General features: G+C 67.8%; 20 protein-coding genes and 2 pseudogenes. 12 read left to right on the forward strand and 10 right to left on the reverse strand.

Annotated features, from left to right (window positions below):
• Together ABZ809_RS09935 and ABZ809_RS09940 are read left to right on the forward strand one after the other, a co-directional pair.
• Positions 1–144 (forward strand): YdeI/OmpD-associated family protein (locus ABZ809_RS09935; RefSeq protein ID WP_357562358.1); only part of this gene is annotated, 144 nt, incomplete at its 5' end.
• A 114-nt stretch (positions 145–258) separates the two neighbouring features.
• Positions 259–735, forward strand: a complete 477-nt coding sequence (locus ABZ809_RS09940; protein WP_357562094.1) for a hypothetical protein — start codon at positions 259–261, stop codon at positions 733–735.
• 132 nt (positions 736–867) lie between these two features.
• On the opposite strand, the gene ABZ809_RS09945 is transcribed toward ABZ809_RS09940, so the two are convergent.
• Entirely contained in the window at positions 868–1,284 is a 417-nt protein-coding gene (locus ABZ809_RS09945) for an NUDIX domain-containing protein (protein ID WP_357562095.1), read from the reverse strand.
• A 196-nt stretch (positions 1,285–1,480) separates the two neighbouring features.
• Between ABZ809_RS09945 and ABZ809_RS09950 the strand changes: the two genes are divergently transcribed.
• On the forward strand, positions 1,481–1,990 hold the full coding sequence (locus tag ABZ809_RS09950; RefSeq protein WP_357562096.1) for a hypothetical protein: 510 nt from the start codon (positions 1,481–1,483) through the stop codon (positions 1,988–1,990).
• Between the two features lie 48 nt (positions 1,991–2,038).
• Here the strand turns inward: ABZ809_RS09950 and ABZ809_RS09955 are convergent, their stop codons facing one another.
• Positions 2,039–2,455: a hypothetical protein gene (locus ABZ809_RS09955; protein WP_357562097.1), complete on the reverse strand. Its 417-nt coding sequence runs from the start codon at positions 2,453–2,455 to the stop codon at positions 2,039–2,041.
• Between the two features lie 206 nt (positions 2,456–2,661).
• On the opposite strand from ABZ809_RS09955, the gene ABZ809_RS09960 reads away from it, so the two are divergent.
• Both ABZ809_RS09960 and ABZ809_RS09965 read left to right on the forward strand, forming a co-directional pair.
• Positions 2,662–3,381 (forward strand): hypothetical protein, encoded by a 720-nt coding sequence (locus ABZ809_RS09960; protein ID WP_357562098.1) that lies wholly within the window; start codon positions 2,662–2,664, stop codon positions 3,379–3,381.
• Positions 3,382–3,510: 129 nt separating this feature from the next.
• A complete protein-coding gene (locus ABZ809_RS09965) occupies positions 3,511–4,527 on the forward strand; it encodes a serine/threonine protein phosphatase (RefSeq protein ID WP_357562099.1) in 1,017 nt (338 codons plus the stop codon).
• Positions 4,528–4,572: 45 nt separating this feature from the next.
• Here ABZ809_RS09965 and ABZ809_RS09970 read toward each other — a convergent pair.
• The 5 genes and pseudogenes from ABZ809_RS09970 to ABZ809_RS09990 all read right to left on the reverse strand — a co-directional run.
• Positions 4,573–4,766: pseudogene (locus ABZ809_RS09970) on the reverse strand (transposase); the annotation flags it as partial.
• 112 nt (positions 4,767–4,878) lie between these two features.
• A complete protein-coding gene (locus tag ABZ809_RS09975) occupies positions 4,879–5,574 on the reverse strand; it encodes a class I SAM-dependent methyltransferase (protein WP_357562100.1) in 696 nt (231 codons plus the stop codon).
• Positions 5,575–5,642: 68 nt separating this feature from the next.
• Positions 5,643–5,881, reverse strand: a pseudogene (locus ABZ809_RS09980) (transposase); the annotation flags it as partial.
• Entirely contained in the window at positions 5,868–6,347 is a 480-nt protein-coding gene (locus ABZ809_RS09985) for a barstar family protein (RefSeq protein WP_357562101.1), read from the reverse strand. The gene ABZ809_RS09985 and the pseudogene ABZ809_RS09980, both read right to left, overlap by 14 nt.
• A gap of 175 nt (positions 6,348–6,522) precedes the next feature.
• Entirely contained in the window at positions 6,523–7,113 is a 591-nt protein-coding gene (locus tag ABZ809_RS09990) for a TetR/AcrR family transcriptional regulator (protein WP_357562102.1), read from the reverse strand.
• A gap of 100 nt (positions 7,114–7,213) precedes the next feature.
• On the opposite strand from ABZ809_RS09990, the gene ABZ809_RS09995 reads away from it, so the two are divergent.
• The 3 genes from ABZ809_RS09995 to ABZ809_RS10005 all read left to right on the forward strand — a co-directional run bounded on the left by ABZ809_RS09995 (position 7,214) and on the right by ABZ809_RS10005 (position 9,105).
• Entirely contained in the window at positions 7,214–7,825 is a 612-nt protein-coding gene (locus tag ABZ809_RS09995; RefSeq protein WP_357562103.1) for a DUF2867 domain-containing protein, read from the forward strand.
• 2 nt (positions 7,826–7,827) lie between these two features.
• Positions 7,828–8,283, forward strand: a complete 456-nt coding sequence (locus tag ABZ809_RS10000) for a DUF6463 family protein (RefSeq protein WP_357562104.1) — start codon at positions 7,828–7,830, stop codon at positions 8,281–8,283.
• Between the two features lie 90 nt (positions 8,284–8,373).
• Positions 8,374–9,105, forward strand: coding sequence for a class I SAM-dependent methyltransferase (locus ABZ809_RS10005; protein WP_357562105.1), 732 nt, complete (start codon positions 8,374–8,376; stop codon positions 9,103–9,105).
• A gap of 82 nt (positions 9,106–9,187) precedes the next feature.
• On the opposite strand, the gene ABZ809_RS10010 is transcribed toward ABZ809_RS10005, so the two are convergent.
• Positions 9,188–9,886, reverse strand: a complete 699-nt coding sequence (locus ABZ809_RS10010) for a DUF6308 family protein (RefSeq protein ID WP_357562106.1) — start codon at positions 9,884–9,886, stop codon at positions 9,188–9,190.
• 122 nt (positions 9,887–10,008) lie between these two features.
• Between ABZ809_RS10010 and ABZ809_RS10015 the strand changes: the two genes are divergently transcribed.
• Together ABZ809_RS10015 and ABZ809_RS10020 are read left to right on the forward strand one after the other, a co-directional pair.
• On the forward strand, positions 10,009–10,377 hold the full coding sequence (locus tag ABZ809_RS10015; RefSeq protein WP_357562107.1) for a hypothetical protein: 369 nt from the start codon (positions 10,009–10,011) through the stop codon (positions 10,375–10,377).
• Positions 10,378–10,396: 19 nt separating this feature from the next.
• Positions 10,397–10,870, forward strand: coding sequence for a hypothetical protein (locus ABZ809_RS10020; RefSeq protein WP_357562108.1), 474 nt, complete (start codon positions 10,397–10,399; stop codon positions 10,868–10,870).
• Between the two features lie 39 nt (positions 10,871–10,909).
• Here the strand turns inward: ABZ809_RS10020 and ABZ809_RS10025 are convergent, their stop codons facing one another.
• Both ABZ809_RS10025 and ABZ809_RS10030 read right to left on the reverse strand, forming a co-directional pair.
• Positions 10,910–11,272, reverse strand: coding sequence for a hypothetical protein (locus ABZ809_RS10025; protein ID WP_357562109.1), 363 nt, complete (start codon positions 11,270–11,272; stop codon positions 10,910–10,912).
• A gap of 81 nt (positions 11,273–11,353) precedes the next feature.
• On the reverse strand, positions 11,354–11,761 hold the full coding sequence (locus tag ABZ809_RS10030; RefSeq protein WP_357562110.1) for a pyridoxamine 5'-phosphate oxidase family protein: 408 nt from the start codon (positions 11,759–11,761) through the stop codon (positions 11,354–11,356).
• A gap of 116 nt (positions 11,762–11,877) precedes the next feature.
• On the opposite strand from ABZ809_RS10030, the gene ABZ809_RS10035 reads away from it, so the two are divergent.
• Positions 11,878–12,777 carry an aminoglycoside phosphotransferase family protein gene (locus ABZ809_RS10035; RefSeq protein WP_357562111.1) on the forward strand — a complete coding sequence of 300 codons (900 nt, stop codon included), beginning with the start codon at positions 11,878–11,880 and terminating at the stop codon, positions 12,775–12,777.
• Positions 12,778–12,906: 129 nt separating this feature from the next.
• Positions 12,907–13,998, forward strand: coding sequence for a winged helix DNA-binding domain-containing protein (locus ABZ809_RS10040; protein WP_357562112.1), 1,092 nt, complete (start codon positions 12,907–12,909; stop codon positions 13,996–13,998).
• Position 13,999 lies beyond the last annotated feature (1 nt).

The raw sequence follows: 13,999 nt of genomic DNA on the forward strand, positions 1-13,999 counted from the left end.
CTCATCCACCGCGTCAACGCCGTCAAACGGGCACAGACCCGCGAGCGGAAGATCGGCGAGTTCGTCGCCATGCTGGCCCGCCACGAGACGATCTATCCGCAGAAGGCCAAGCCCCCGAACTCGCCGCAATCGACATCTTCATGATCATGTGCACTTTCCGCCGCACCGGGGTGTCGAACCCTGAGGCTCCGTCACGCCCCGTCTGGCCGGCCATGCTTCTCGCCTGTGTAGGGCGCGACCCGGGGGCATAATCCCCACGTGTCACACGCTGACCTCACGTTGTCCGCTTGGTTGGACCTTTCCGACGGAGCCGCCGCCCGCACCGCGGCTGACATCGCGCGAAGCACCGAGGCCCATTTTGCTGGCACAGGTCTACAGAGCTACGTCGGCCGGACCGTCCGGGTCGGGTTCTTCGATCGCGACAGGGCCACCAGCCTGTTCCGCCGGGGTGACGAGTATCCCGAGGGCGAGCCCTACGGCGAGGTGCCCCTCATCCGAGAACCGAACCTGTTCGGCCTGGTCATCGGCGACGACCCGTACCGGGCCGAATCCACCACCGACCCCGCGGTCCTGTGCGGCGGCGACGGCGGTGAGGCTATGTGCGGCGGCTATGGCAGCTTTCTGAGCTGGCTCACTCTCGCCACCGCCTACCGTAATCCAGACCTGGCGGAGGCTGTCCACGACGGCGGGCTTGCCGGAGAAACTCCGGTACGTCCCGTCCCGCACATACCTTGATCAGCCAGCCGGTTCGGGCGTCGATCGGGCGTGAGGACAGGCGTCGGGCCGTCACGCAGCGCAGGTCACTTCGTTGCGGCTCAGCATCCCGGACCTGCCGATGAGCGCGCACCCCTGGCATCCGGAGCGACGTCACCCGGCCAGCACAGCGGTGAGCATCGTGAGATACGACTCGTGGGCGAGGCGCAGGCTGTCCAGGTCGGACGTCTCGAACCACGCCACCGCGTCGTGCTCGTCCGGCGCGGCGTTGACGGGGGTTCCGGTCCACCTGTCGACCAACCAGATCTGCATGGCGAACGTCGCGGTCCGGATCTCATGCATCGGCGGGCTGGACGGCTCCGTCGCCGTGATCCCCAACTCCTCCCGAAGCTCGCGGACGAGGCTCTCTTTCGGATCCTCTCCCTCCTCGACGTGACCGCCCGGCAGGTCCCACACGTCGGGATACCAACGGCGTCCGGCGCTTCGGTGACACAGCAACACCCGATCGCCGTCGCGAAGAACAGCCGTCACGATCCGGACCGGACCGGATTCGTCAGCGGAGATCGTCATCGGCACATTCTGACCCATCCGGATCTGCCGCCGACCGGGCGCTGGGAAGGGAAGCACTTCGAGATGGTCCGTCATAGCAAACGCCTGCTCCCTCACATTCTCGGATGCCTTTGCCTGACCCGGATGTCATGATGCCGCAGTGGAGGGATTCTGGTGTGCGAGCTGCGGGAACGCGCTGAGCGTCCCAGTCCGGTTGGTGGAGCTGCCGGCGGGCCCGCACTGGTCGCTCCTGGATTGCCATCACGTGAACCCGCCGCTCCTCGACCCCGGCACCTATGCGATCGACGAGGCCGCGTACGGCCGTGATCAGGTCGTCGGCACCTTCGTCCTCTCACCCGGCGACGTACGCGGGACACGTATTGTCCACAACCTTGTTCACACGGGCTGCTGGTCGTTGGTGGGGTGGAACCCGTGTGTGGCTTGCGAAGGCTGCGGCGCCTTGGTCGCCTCCCGGACAGATGACTGCAGGGTGGCTCAGGAGACGCGCTTCTACCCAGCGTCGGTCGTCCGGGAGCCGTGTGGCGATGAGCCTGATCGCGCCACGGATCCTTTTGCGCTGATCGCCGACTGGGACTGCCCTGCGCCCGACACCAGACAACATGGCTGGGTGCCCGAGCCGACCCGCCCCCGTCCCGAACTCGTTGCGACCCGCTGGGGCGGCCGAGGTGTGAAAGAGCATCTCTTTCGAGATGATCCGCCAGCCTGACCGGCCGGCCGATATTGGATCTCGACGGTCGGCGCAAGGAGCGAGGGGTCAATGTGCCGTCGGTGCCGGCCTGCGGCGAACCCGCCACCACACCTCGACGAGGATCGGTGGTAGCGCGATCGCGGCGCCGGCGAACGCAAGTGCCCGGGTACGCCGTTGCTGGATTTCTTCACGTAGTTCTTCGTAGGTGGCCTGGTGTTCAATGACGTCGCCGCGGGACCGTACGCATTCGTCGCCGGGCCCGATCAGGACATCGTGGTTGGCCGGGTTGGCCTCGAAGCAGGTGATCCTGGCCGGCTTCAGTTCCCAGTTGACGCGGTTCCAGTCGACGTCGACCCACGACTGCGACGTGCACGCGTCGCCTGAGCAGGAGACTCGCACCGGCAACTCCCAGCCGGAACGCAGCATGAGAGCGCCGACGAACAGGCCCAACAGGACGGAACTCAGGGAGACGACCGCGCGCATGTCAGATTGGACCGTCGGCAATCGTGCCTGGTTCCACCAGAGGCCCTCCAGAGGATCCTTCAGCCTCACACTTGCCGATCAACGCGGCGAGCCGGGCTTGTTGGCGGGAGTCGGTGGTAGGTTGGCGGGCATACGTTCTTGACGATCCGAGCCTGTCTGGACGTGCCCGGGCAGTTCTCGCGCGGCGGTCCCGCCGGATGCAGTGCATGGCCGCTTCCGACATCCGCTCGATGGCCGTTCTCCGCGTCAACGACCGGATCGAGGCGGCGCCCTACGATCTGGTCGAAGCGATGATCAGGTTCGAGGAGCGCTACGGGGGCCTTTGGTACCCGGTCATCGGCTCCAATGGTATGGAATACGGACTCGACGGTGATGTGGTGGCTCATCGCAGTCCGCTCGGGCTGGCCTTCACGGGCATCCTGGACGGCGACTGGACCTGGGGCGTCGACGTTCTTGCCGACGGCCGCACTGCTATGGGACCCGGCCAGTGGTCTTACCGCGTGATTGACCGCTCCGTCGATCAGCGTCTGGAGCGCCACGCCCTGCTCGTGACGGTCAGTGGCTGGTTCCACCGGACCTTCACCTGCTACACGCCGCGTGACGTCGTTCCTGTACTGGACGAGCGACGTCTACCGCAATGCGTACCCGAGGCGACCGGCCCGACCGAGCTTTGGTGGCTGGACGAGGACACCGGCGTCGCCGTCCAGGCGCAGCTAAGCGCCTGGCCACATGACCAAGACGAGTGGACCATGCGGTACTTCACTCGGACACCGGCGCAGGCCGCCGACGCAAACCCGGTCGTCTTCAGCGCAACAGTCCACGAGACGGTACCCGCACTGTGGTGCACGCTGTGTTCCCACCTGGTCGAACCGGGACGTACCTGCCACCGTGGCACCCGCAATCAACGGGTGGTTGGGGGCGGCTAGTCCGCGAACAGAAAGCGACACCGCAGACGCGCCGAGTCCACGACAGCGGCGGAGGACCGCTGGCAACGGATCTGGTACCGAGAGCCCGATGACCGACTGGCTGCGGTGGAGGGGTCACAGCCTGCTGGCATGATGGGCGAGATGTTGGCCGCCCGGCGTGCCCGCCATGACCGCATCTCCGCCTCGCTCGCGGCCCGCAGCGACGCCGAGTTGGCGGCGCTTCTCGGCATCGCGCCCGCCATCGCCGTAGGAGTGGGCGGGGGCTGCGTCACGCTTGACATCGACGGCGTGCCAGTACTCGCCAAACGGATCCCGATCACCGACCGGGAGCTGGCCCACCCCCACAGCACGGGGAACCTGTCCAACCTGCCGTCCTACTGTCAGTACGGCATCGGCGGGCCGAGTTTCGGCGTGTGGCGTGAGCTGGCGGCGAACCTGATTGTCACCGAGGGAGTCCTGGCCGGTGACACGGGCTCGTTTCCACTGCTGCACCACTGGCGGGTGCTACCCGGCCGTCCGCCGACAGCGCCCGAGCACATCGACATCGACGCGGCCGTCGCCCGGCTCGGCGGCACTCCGGCCGTCCGTAGCCGCCTCGAGGAGTTGGCCGGCGCGACCTCCAGCCTCGTGCAGTTTTTCGAGTACGTCCCCTATCCGCTGCTTGACTGGCTGAACGAAGATCCGGTCGGCAGAGCAGAGACGACCGAACAGCAGCTGTCCGAAGTCGTGGCGTTCCTGCGTGACCGCCACCTGCTGCATATGGACGGGCACTTCGGCAACATGCGCTCCGATGGTGACCGGATCTACCTCGTCGATTTCGGGCTGGCCACGTCGCCCCGATTCGACCTCTCTGACGCTGAACGCGACTTCGTCGGGTACCACGTCGACCACGATGCCGGGTACGCGGCGATGGGGCTGGTGAACTGGCTGGTCACCACCGTGTGCGGAGTGCCGGTGCCGGCCAGCGGCGGCCCCGTCGCCCGCAACGAGTACGTGCACCGATGCGCGAGCGGCAACATCCCGCACGGCGTGCCCGTGACCGTGGCGAAGATCCTCGCCCGACACGCTCCCGCAGCGGCACGGATGAACGATTTCTACTGGCGGCTGTTCGGCGGCGAGGTGCACGCCGAATATCCCGGCCCATAGCCTGGGCTCGCAACACCGCCGAGGGCGGGTGGTCGGGCGACCGAGCAGGTCACGCCAAGGCGTGCCGGTCCGCAACTTCCACAGGATTCCGTTGCTGACCTGGCGGTTGTCGCGCCCCTGCCGTTACGCCCGTCCGAGCGCGGCAGCAACGTCTCGATCACCGCCCCAGCCTTGTCTGTCAGCTCACCACGCCCGACGAGGCGGAAACTGAACCGAACCGTCCCTGGACGACAAGGCAGGCCGAGGGCGGTCCTGTCGATCATCTACTAAGCCAGGCCAGATTGCCTTCGCCGGCGTAGGTCCGGCCGTCTGGCCGTGAAAACATATCCCCTGGTCTGCCCGGAGTTTCCTTCAGGCGGACTCGAGGACGAAGAAGAGGAAACCTACGAAGGACCCGGAGCCCAAGTCGGGGGGAAGCAGCTCCGCAGGAGTGTCCGGAGAAGGGGGCGGCTCGCTGATCGTCGTGATGCGGAACCCCGCAGCAGCAAAAGCATCTGCCATGGCATGCAGCGGCCGGTGCCAGAAGGTCAGCCACACAGTCCGGCCGTCCATGACGTAGTCCTCGGAGTACTTCGTCAGCGCGAAGTAGTCGGCCTCGGGATACTCGACGAGATAGCCGGCGGGGTGGTTGACCGAGAGCAGCAGGCGACCGCCTGGCTTCAGCACGCGACGCAACTCGGCGAGGGGGCCGGACCAGTCCTCCAGGTAGTGCAGGACCAGGGATGCGACGACGTCGTCGAACTCGGCGTCTGCGAACGGCAGCGGCGCGCTCAGGTCCGCCACGTGCAGGTCGGCGTCCTCACCCAGTCTCTGGCGGGCCAGGTCGACCATGGCCGCACTTACGTCGAAGCCGGTGACCACGGCTCCCTTTGCGCGCAGCGCGGCTGACAACGGGCCGGAACCGCACCCCGCGTCGAGGATCCGGCGGCCCGAGACGTTGCCAGCGAGGCGAAGGATCGCGGGTCGCTCGTAGTAGGCGTTGAAGAGGCCGGACTCGTTTTCCGCCGCATAGGCGTCCGCGAAGTTGTCGTAGTCGCTGGTTGGCACCGTTACCCCATTCCGACGAAAAGCGAGGGTGCATTCCTACCAAGGCCGAGTGGGTGCGGCAAAACAGGACCCGGCTCATGCGCGTGGGCCAGGACCGGTCCCCACGTCCCGCCCGCCGTCGACCGCCGCAACCGGTCATGGCAGGTTTCCATGGCCCCTAGCCTTCGGGCAAATCCCGTCATGGCGCCCCAGTCCGCAGCTTCTGCGAAATCAGTGCCGGTGATCCGGCCCGGACGCCGATCCGGCGCGGGCAGCAACGGCTCAACAACCGTCCACCTGACGTGTCGACGATTTCACCGCGCGCCATGGACCGCGCAGGCGATCTCCTGCCGTAACAGCACCGCCTCCTCGTCGCGGTCGCACAGCAGCAGCACCTTGAACGGGACGCCCCTGCCGTCCGGTCTGCCGAGCGGGTCAGCCCAGTGCCGAACGACCCGGGACAGGATCCGGAACATCGTGCGCTGATCCTCGGCACTGCTCGACAGCAACCGGGGCGCGTTCTCGACGACGATCAGATAGCCGTCCGCGGGCAACCAGTTCAGATCCCGGAGACAGTCGGACAACGCGTCCCAGTTCCAGCCGAAGTAGCCAGGAAAGAGCAGCGCGTCGGAGAGCTCGTAGAAGGCGTGGTCGGCATCCGGCATCCTCGTTGCGTCAAGCCGGGCGACGACGAACCTGCCCGTTGCCGGTAGCACCGCCGCCAACTCCACCAGGGTGCTGCGCGAGCAGACCGCAAGCTGACCAGTGGAGCCGTTCCACCAGTCGTTCATCATCCAGCCCACCGGGGCCGACGTGGTTCCACGATCTCGGCGGCCCCGCGCATGCCGTGTCTCCCATGGTCTTCAAACTGCCGTGCATCACCCCGCTGGCGCCACGGTGACGTATGACTGGTGCCGCACCGGCCAATCACCTCGTTCTGGGCGCCACCGTTGCCCGCGCGGCGGTCGGTCATGTCCGGGTTACCGGCACGATCCCCGCGACCAGTGCGCGTAACGCGGCCAACGACTGGCCGATGTCGACGCGGTCGGGCGCCACCAACCACTGCTGGTGGATGCCGATCCCCGCCCCGACGATCGCGACCGCCAGCGCGTCGGTGGACAAGGCAACTGTCGGCGCGAATCGGTCCAGCCAGCGCTTGCAGTGGCCGCGCAGGGTGTCGTGGATCTCGACGTAGCGGTCGTGGATGGGCGAGTCCGGCTCCAGCGCCTCGACCAGCAGCGTGACGAACAGTTTGGTGGTGGGCTGCGCGAACAGCGTGTCGAGCCCTTTCAGCATGTGGTCCAGCCCCGTCTCCACGCCCGGGCCGGGCGCGTCGTCGAGGCTCGTGCGGACCAGGTCCACCGACCGTTCGAGCACCGCCATGAGCAGGCCTTCCTTGCTGCCGAAGTGCCATGGAATGGACCCCCGGCTGATCCCGGACCGCTCGGCCACATCGGCGAACGTCGTCTGCCGGTAGCCCTTGGTCGCGAACAGCTCTGCCGCCGCGGTGAGGATCAGCTCGCGGCTCTCTCCGCTGATCTGCTCCCGTCGTGTTGTCACGCCACCCCCTCTATGCTAGACAGCATATCCTATGCTGGCCAACACAGGAGATCATCTTGCGGGATCAGCGAGGTGACGAGAGCTTCGGGAGGACGCACCCGTGAGACTTCCCCACACTGCGCACACCGGCATTCCGTGGCGCGTCCACGAAGTCACCGCTGACTTCACTGTCGAGGACGTGTGGGCGTTCCGTACCCCCGGGGCCGGGCTTGACGACTTCCCGATCATGCTGACAGCGATGCGGACGGCCGGCGGGTTCGCGAGACAGGCCTGGCCGGTGCGGTTCCTGTTCGCCGTCCGGTGGAAGCTCGGCGCACTCCTCGGTTGGGACAACCCCACGGCCGGTGTCGGCGTACGGGTCGCCTCGCTCCGTGACCGGCTGCCCCGCGACCTCGGCGAGGCCCCCAGGGGCGAGGACAACGACAACATGCCCCTCAAAGGGGTCTACGAGCTTTCCCTGGAGTCCGCTCGGGAACTGGCGAACAAGACCGTGCACACGGTGATGCACCTCGGCTGGGTGCAGGGAATCAACGGTGACTACGAGCTACGGATGGCCGTCCTCGTCAAGCCCAACGGATGGTTCGGGCGGCTCTACATGGCCGCCATCGCGCCCTTCCGACACGTCATCGTCTACCCAGCCCTGGCCCGGCAGTGGGAACGAGCCTGGCGCGACCACAGCAGTCGCGCAACGCAGCACGGTGAACGGGGCTGACGGTGGACTCTGGTAACCGGCTGCTGCGCTGGGCGAGCGGCATCATGCTCGCACTGGGGACAGGGCACCTGGTGTTGCTGACGCTTGTCGCCTGGGAGGACATCACCGGCTGGGTGGATCGGGGGATGTGGGCAGCCGTCCCGCTCGCGGTGACCGACAGCGGCGCCGATCAGACGGTGGAGTCCCTTCAGAATGAGCTCACCTTCTGGGCCGGCCCGGGAGGCTTCGCCGTACCCCTGATACTCCTGGGCTACCTGACGTGGCACCTCGCCAGACGCGGGATGACCATGCCCGCCGGATTCGGCTGGGGCCTCGCGGCATGGTGTTTCGTCGGCGGCGTCCTGCTCGTGCCGTCCCCGTACTTCGCGGGCATCGTCTCTGGCGCACTCATCATCCTGGCAGGACGGAAAGAAGACCGGTCGCGCGCGGCGTGCGGCCGAGAGACCGATCCGGCGTGATCCACGCCCGGCCGGTCGGCCAGGGTCATGCACGCTCCCGCCGCTGGTCGGGGGTTCGTTCTGCGGAGCTGTCCCTGGGACGATGTTGCCGTGTCCGACCAACGCGCCAGTCTCGAACTGCTTGGCAACGACGTCCTGGAACAGTCGGCGGTGGTGGCCAACTGCACCATGAACCGCGAACGGCAGCTGTCCGGGGTGAACAGCTACACCCGGGAGCTGGGGTTCAACCCTGTGGACGTTCTCGTCGCCGGTCTTGCCGGCGACGGTCGGGCCGAACATTCGGCAGCCGCCGGCTGGTTGGATCTGTGCTGTGGCACTGGTCGGGCACTGATCCAGGCTGCCGGGGAGTTGCGCCTGGCAGGGCTGGCCGAGCGGACACTCCTCGTCGGGGTCGACCTGGTCGACGCCTTCGATCCCGCACCGGCACCACCCCTGAACCTGGAGCTGATCTGCGCCTCCGTCGCCACCTGGGCACCAACGCGGACGTTCGACCTGATCACCTGTCTGCACGGACTGCACTACGTCGGGGACAAACTCGCCGTCCTGACCCGGGCGGCCGGCTGGCTGACTCCCACCGGCCGGCTCGTGGCCGACCTGGACCTGTCCAGCATCCGGCTTCCTGACGGGCGACCCGCTGGGCGGCGCCTCACCGCCCGACTCCGCGCCGCCGGATTCTCCTACGACCCCCGTCGCCGCCGGATCGGCTGCACCGGCCGCCGTGAGGTCCGCCTCCCGTACAGCTACCTTGGCGCCGACGATCGCGCCGGCGCCAACTACACGGGACAACCCGCCGTGCATTCCCACTACGCCGAAGGGCACTGACCGCACCGGCGACGTCTGCGGGTCGCCCGTGGCCGCGGGCTGGTGTTGACTACGGTGCCGGCCAGTCGTGCGACCGCCCGGTTCAGCCGGCTGTCCCAGGCGTAGCCGACATACGCCGCGGCGACTTCCCGGGTGATGGCTCGCCAGGTTCGGGCACCCCGACCACCCTGCGGGCATCGCGGGCGTTACGCGAACGGCTGTGGCGGGTCCAGATCGCGACGTCGAGCAGGCGTAGCAGGCTGGGTGAGTCCACGCCTGCTGGGCGGAGCCCTTCGATCTCATCACGAAGGGCGGATTCCTTCAGCGCGGTTGCTAGCGTCACCCAGAGCTGCTCCTTCGGCGCGCCGAGCACACGAAGCACGATTCCGTCATGGACGGGCACAAGCCGCGGCCGTTTGCGGGCAAGGAATTTGCTCGCGATCACTGGACCGACCCCCGGCAGGTCGTCGAGCCACCGATGCAGTACCACTACTGGCTGAAGGTCGTGATGATCTGCGTTCCACAGATCCAGGTCGACGCGGATCGCAGCGAGCGCGGCGCTGACATGGTCGCCTTTGGCGAGGAGCGTGCGGATGGCGAGCGGGCGCCAGGAGATGTCCAGCAGTGTGGTTGCGAGCAGGTCGTCGAGGGTCAGCACGTCCCGTGGGTTCTCACCGACCAGATCGAACGACGTACCGGCGAACGGTCCGTCGTGACTGAAATAGGCGGCCACGAGCCCGTTGATGCCGGGAACGGCGAGCACATCGCGAATCCGGGCGCGAACCAGATCCTCAGTCTGCATCGCGGAAGCATGTCACGCCGGGCGTCGTGGATGCAGATCACGTCGGACCCTGGGAAGCCGATCGACCGCTCCACTGCGTTGGTCTATCCAGTTACCGGGAGCACCCGGATCTGCCGCCGACGGTGACGAACGAGAAGGGCTTGTCCATGTTGGAACTTGACGACTATTGGGTTCGGCTAAAGTTCCGCATCTACGCAAAGTTCCAAGGTTTCGATGACCAGCAGCTTCGCCGGCACTGGTGTGACGGGCCGGTCACCGAGCGATACGACTTGCTACCACCGCAGCCCAGAATTCGCGGTCGCGCCTGGTCCGGGCCGGACGGGCAGGAGCCTTGGGCGTTCACACTGATCGTCGATCGCAACGCTCGCCTGCGTGCGGACATCAACTGGCGTACGGGCACCGCAACTGCAGCGAGGTCAGCGGCGCTGGCGAATGGGCCTGCCGTCACGGAAAAGGCCCATCCGCGGATATCTCGTCGCGTGTGCTGGTGACGGCTGCCACGATGGTGCGGTGGTGGACATCAGCAAGCTGTTGCCACGCTCGCGTTCGCCGCGCGATTACCTCGATCTCATCGCGGATCCACGGGTCGACCGAGAGGTGCTGTGCACCCTGGCCGCCAGCCCGTACTCGTTCGTGCGTATGGCTGTCGCCGAACACCCGCTCGCGGACGCCCATACCCTGGCCACGCTGTCGACCGAGGATCTCGGCGGCTGGGATCGCCGCTGTCTGCTGGCGACGATCGCCCGTCATCCGAACGCCGACCGGATGGTGCTGCTACGGGTCCTGGGAGAAACGCGGGCATTGTTGCGACAACCTGGCGGCAGGCCGTATGCCGCGGCCCTCGCCCTGGCGAAACGCCCCGAGTTGGCCGCCGAGGAGATCCTCACCCTCGCTACGCAGCCCGGTGCTTCCCGCAGAATGCGCCGCGGACTCCGGCGCAACCTGGCCGCGCGGACATGCGCTTGCGGCTCAATGTCCTGCTGAACGAGCGGGTGCGTCCCGGGAGTTTCTGCCGACGGTGGACTACTCACCGAGCCACGCCAGGAACGTCGCCGGCCGTTCGTCCACGCCCCCGTCACGGACCTGCCAGCTGGCGGCCCCGCCGCGTTCGTCGGTGATCAGGAACAAGCCGGCAGGTCGATCACCGTCATCGTCGACCGGTGGCATCGCGGCCAACTCGGTGACCTGTTCTCGGAGCCAGGGCACCTCCGCCTCGCGGATGTCACCACCGTAGAAGAGGTACAGCGTCCAGTTGAACGGCGCTTCCGGGAACGCCCACCCGCCGGAGTAGAGATCGTGATGGTGCCGCCGGACGATCTCCTCAGCAGTGCTGCGCCGCTTGAAGTCGATCTGCAGCCAGCCACGGGCCGACGCGTACATCCCCATGTCGTCCCACTGTAGGGCGGCCCGGGGCTTCAGCATGGCGATGGCCCCGGATCCTCACAGTCCATGGAGGATCGAAACGGCTTACTGTGCCGTGCCGGCGAGCAGCCAGCGCCGGACGGGAATCTCGAGCAGCAGCCGGCCGTTTCCCGGACTGACCTGCGTGGAGATGTCCCAGCCGTCGTACTTGCTCGCGAACGCCTCGACAACCGTGCTCGGGAACCCGCTCCGGTGCGCCCTGGCGACGCCCTCTGCCACGACGGGAGCGTCCCCGCCTTCCAGAGCCAGGGACACCCGCGGGTCAGCCACGACGTTGCGGGCCTTGACGCTGCGGCTCTCGCAGCAGATCCACCAGGTCCCGGCGGCGTAGACGAACCAGACCGGAGTCAGGTGCGGGGAGCCGTCGCGCCGCAGCGTACACAGCCAGACGTTCCACTCCTGCGACAGCCGCGCCTCGACATCCGTCGTCGGCGCCGGGAGAGGTGGGGTCACCTGACAAGGAAACCACGATCGCAACACCCACATGCCCCGCCGACCGGGCGCCAGCCGCCGCGACCGACTCTCGCGGAGGCTGCACGTCCGATCGTGCCGATGACAGAGTGGTGGTCGTGGGCAGTGCGATCGAGGTCGGGATTCGCTGGGTCGAGTCGGCCTGGCAGCGTCGGATCACCAGGGTGCGGCGCCTCACAGGTGGTTGGACGTCCACCATGCTGGGCTTGACCGGGCACGACGGCGAACAGGCCGTGCTCCGGCTGATGGCGAAGGAGCCGTGGCGCCGACACGCTGCCGGCCTGCTTTCCAGAGAGGCCGCTGTCCAGCAGCAACTGCAACGGACATCGATCCCGGTGCCCCGGAGTATCGCCCTCGACCTGTCCGGGGACACCGCCGGGGCACCGGCCCACCTCATGTCCTGGCTGCCCGGACGGCTGTGCTTGACCTCTGCCGCGGACGGCATCCTGGAGGAAGTGGCGCAGGTTCTCGTAGGCATCCATCAGTTCGCGCCCGGGCGGGACAGGCCACGGCCGTACCAGTCGTGGGCGGCGCCGGGCAAACGATTCGTGCCGCCGTGGGCGCAGCGGCGACAGCTATGGCATCAGGCGTTCGAAGTGCTGGAGCAACCCGTGCCGGCCCATACCGGCACGTTCCTGCACCGGGACTTCCACCTGGGGAATCTGCTGTGGTCGCATGGGCGGGTCAGCGGCGTGGTGGACTGGGTCGAGACGTCGTGGGGACCGGCGACCCTGGACGTCGCGCATGCCGCGACCTATCTGGCCATGTTGCACGGCGTCGAGGCCGGGGCCAGATTCACGGACGCGTACCGGCGCCGGACCGGTGGCCGTCACGACGGGGACGAGTTCCGGTACTGGAACGTCATGGACATCGTCGGCTATCTGCCGGACCCGGCGAAGGTCGTCCAGCCATGGCGCGACTCCGGGCTGGACATCAGTGACGGCCTCGCTCGCGGCCGACTCGAACAGCGGCTCGAGCACGTCCTACGCGCTCACTGAAGACCCGACCGGTTCGACGGCACCGCTTGGTCACCTGCGCGGACGAGCGGACGCCGTCGGTCGAGAGGCCGGGGTCGGTCCCCTGGCTGCCGCGGCGTGTCTGTCGGGGTCGCTGCCTAGGGTGTGGGGATGGTTGATCCGCGTCAGGTGATGAACTTCCGCGTTCAGGCACAGCAGCTTGACCGGGTCGAGGGCACGCTCGGAGACACCGCGGTGCTTGACATCGGGGCGCAGGAGACCGGTCCTGACGGCGGCAGGTGGGCGCTGGCCATTCGCGGGGTCGATGTGGCGGCGTTGTCCGTGGCGGATGTGATCCTGCTCTGGACCGTGCGAGGTGCCCCTCACCTCTACCGTCGCGCTGACGTGGGGAAGGTGGCGGCCGCGGTCGAGCCGTTCTCGGACGCTGACGCCGGCAAGCGCATCTACGACGCCGCCAAGCCGTTGAAGGCGGCTGGCATCGGCATCCTGGCCGCCCTCGACGAGGTGGCCGCCCAGATGCGAGCCATCGTCACCGAGCCGATGGTCAAGGGGGACGTCTCCGGGCGCCTGGCCGAGGTGATGCCCGAGCCGTACCTGCGGTCCTGTCGGCCGTGCGACGCCACCCACCTCTACGAGATGCCGTTCCGGTTGGCCGCCGTTCGGGCCGGGCTGGAGCTGCGGCTGGACACGTCGCCGCCAATTTTGCAACGCATCGCGAAGTTCGAGAAGGCCGCCGCCCCGGGCGACAGGTTCGACCTCGTCCGCACGTACCTTCGCCTGCTCGGCCCGGCCACCCCCAGACACGTGGCCGACTACCTCGACGCGCCGGTCAAGGAGGTGAAGGCGCGCTGGCCCGCAGATGTGATCGAGGTGACGGTCGGTGGCGAGGCACGCTCGCTCCTGGCCGCCGACCAACCGGCGCTGGAATCGGCCGAGGCAAACGGAACCCGGCTGCTCGGCCCGTTCGACCTCTTCCTGCAGGCCAGGGACCGGGCAACGCTGGTGCCGGACCCGGCCCACGCCAAGGAGTTGTGGCCGGTGCTGGGCCGCCCCGGCGCCGTCCTGGCCGACGGTGCACTGGTCGGCACCTGGCGTCCCCGCAGGTCCGGCAGGACGTTGAAGGTCGCCGTCCAGCCGTGGCAGAAGCTGCCGGCCACCACGCGCGACAACATCGTCGAACAGGCTGAACGCCTCGCCGCGTACCGCGCTGTCCCCCTGGGCGACGTCGAATTCACCACCTGAC

Origin of the sequence: Micromonospora sp. NPDC047074, assembly GCF_040643815.1 — a bacterium.
GTDB lineage: Bacteria > Actinomycetota > Actinomycetes > Mycobacteriales > Micromonosporaceae > Micromonospora.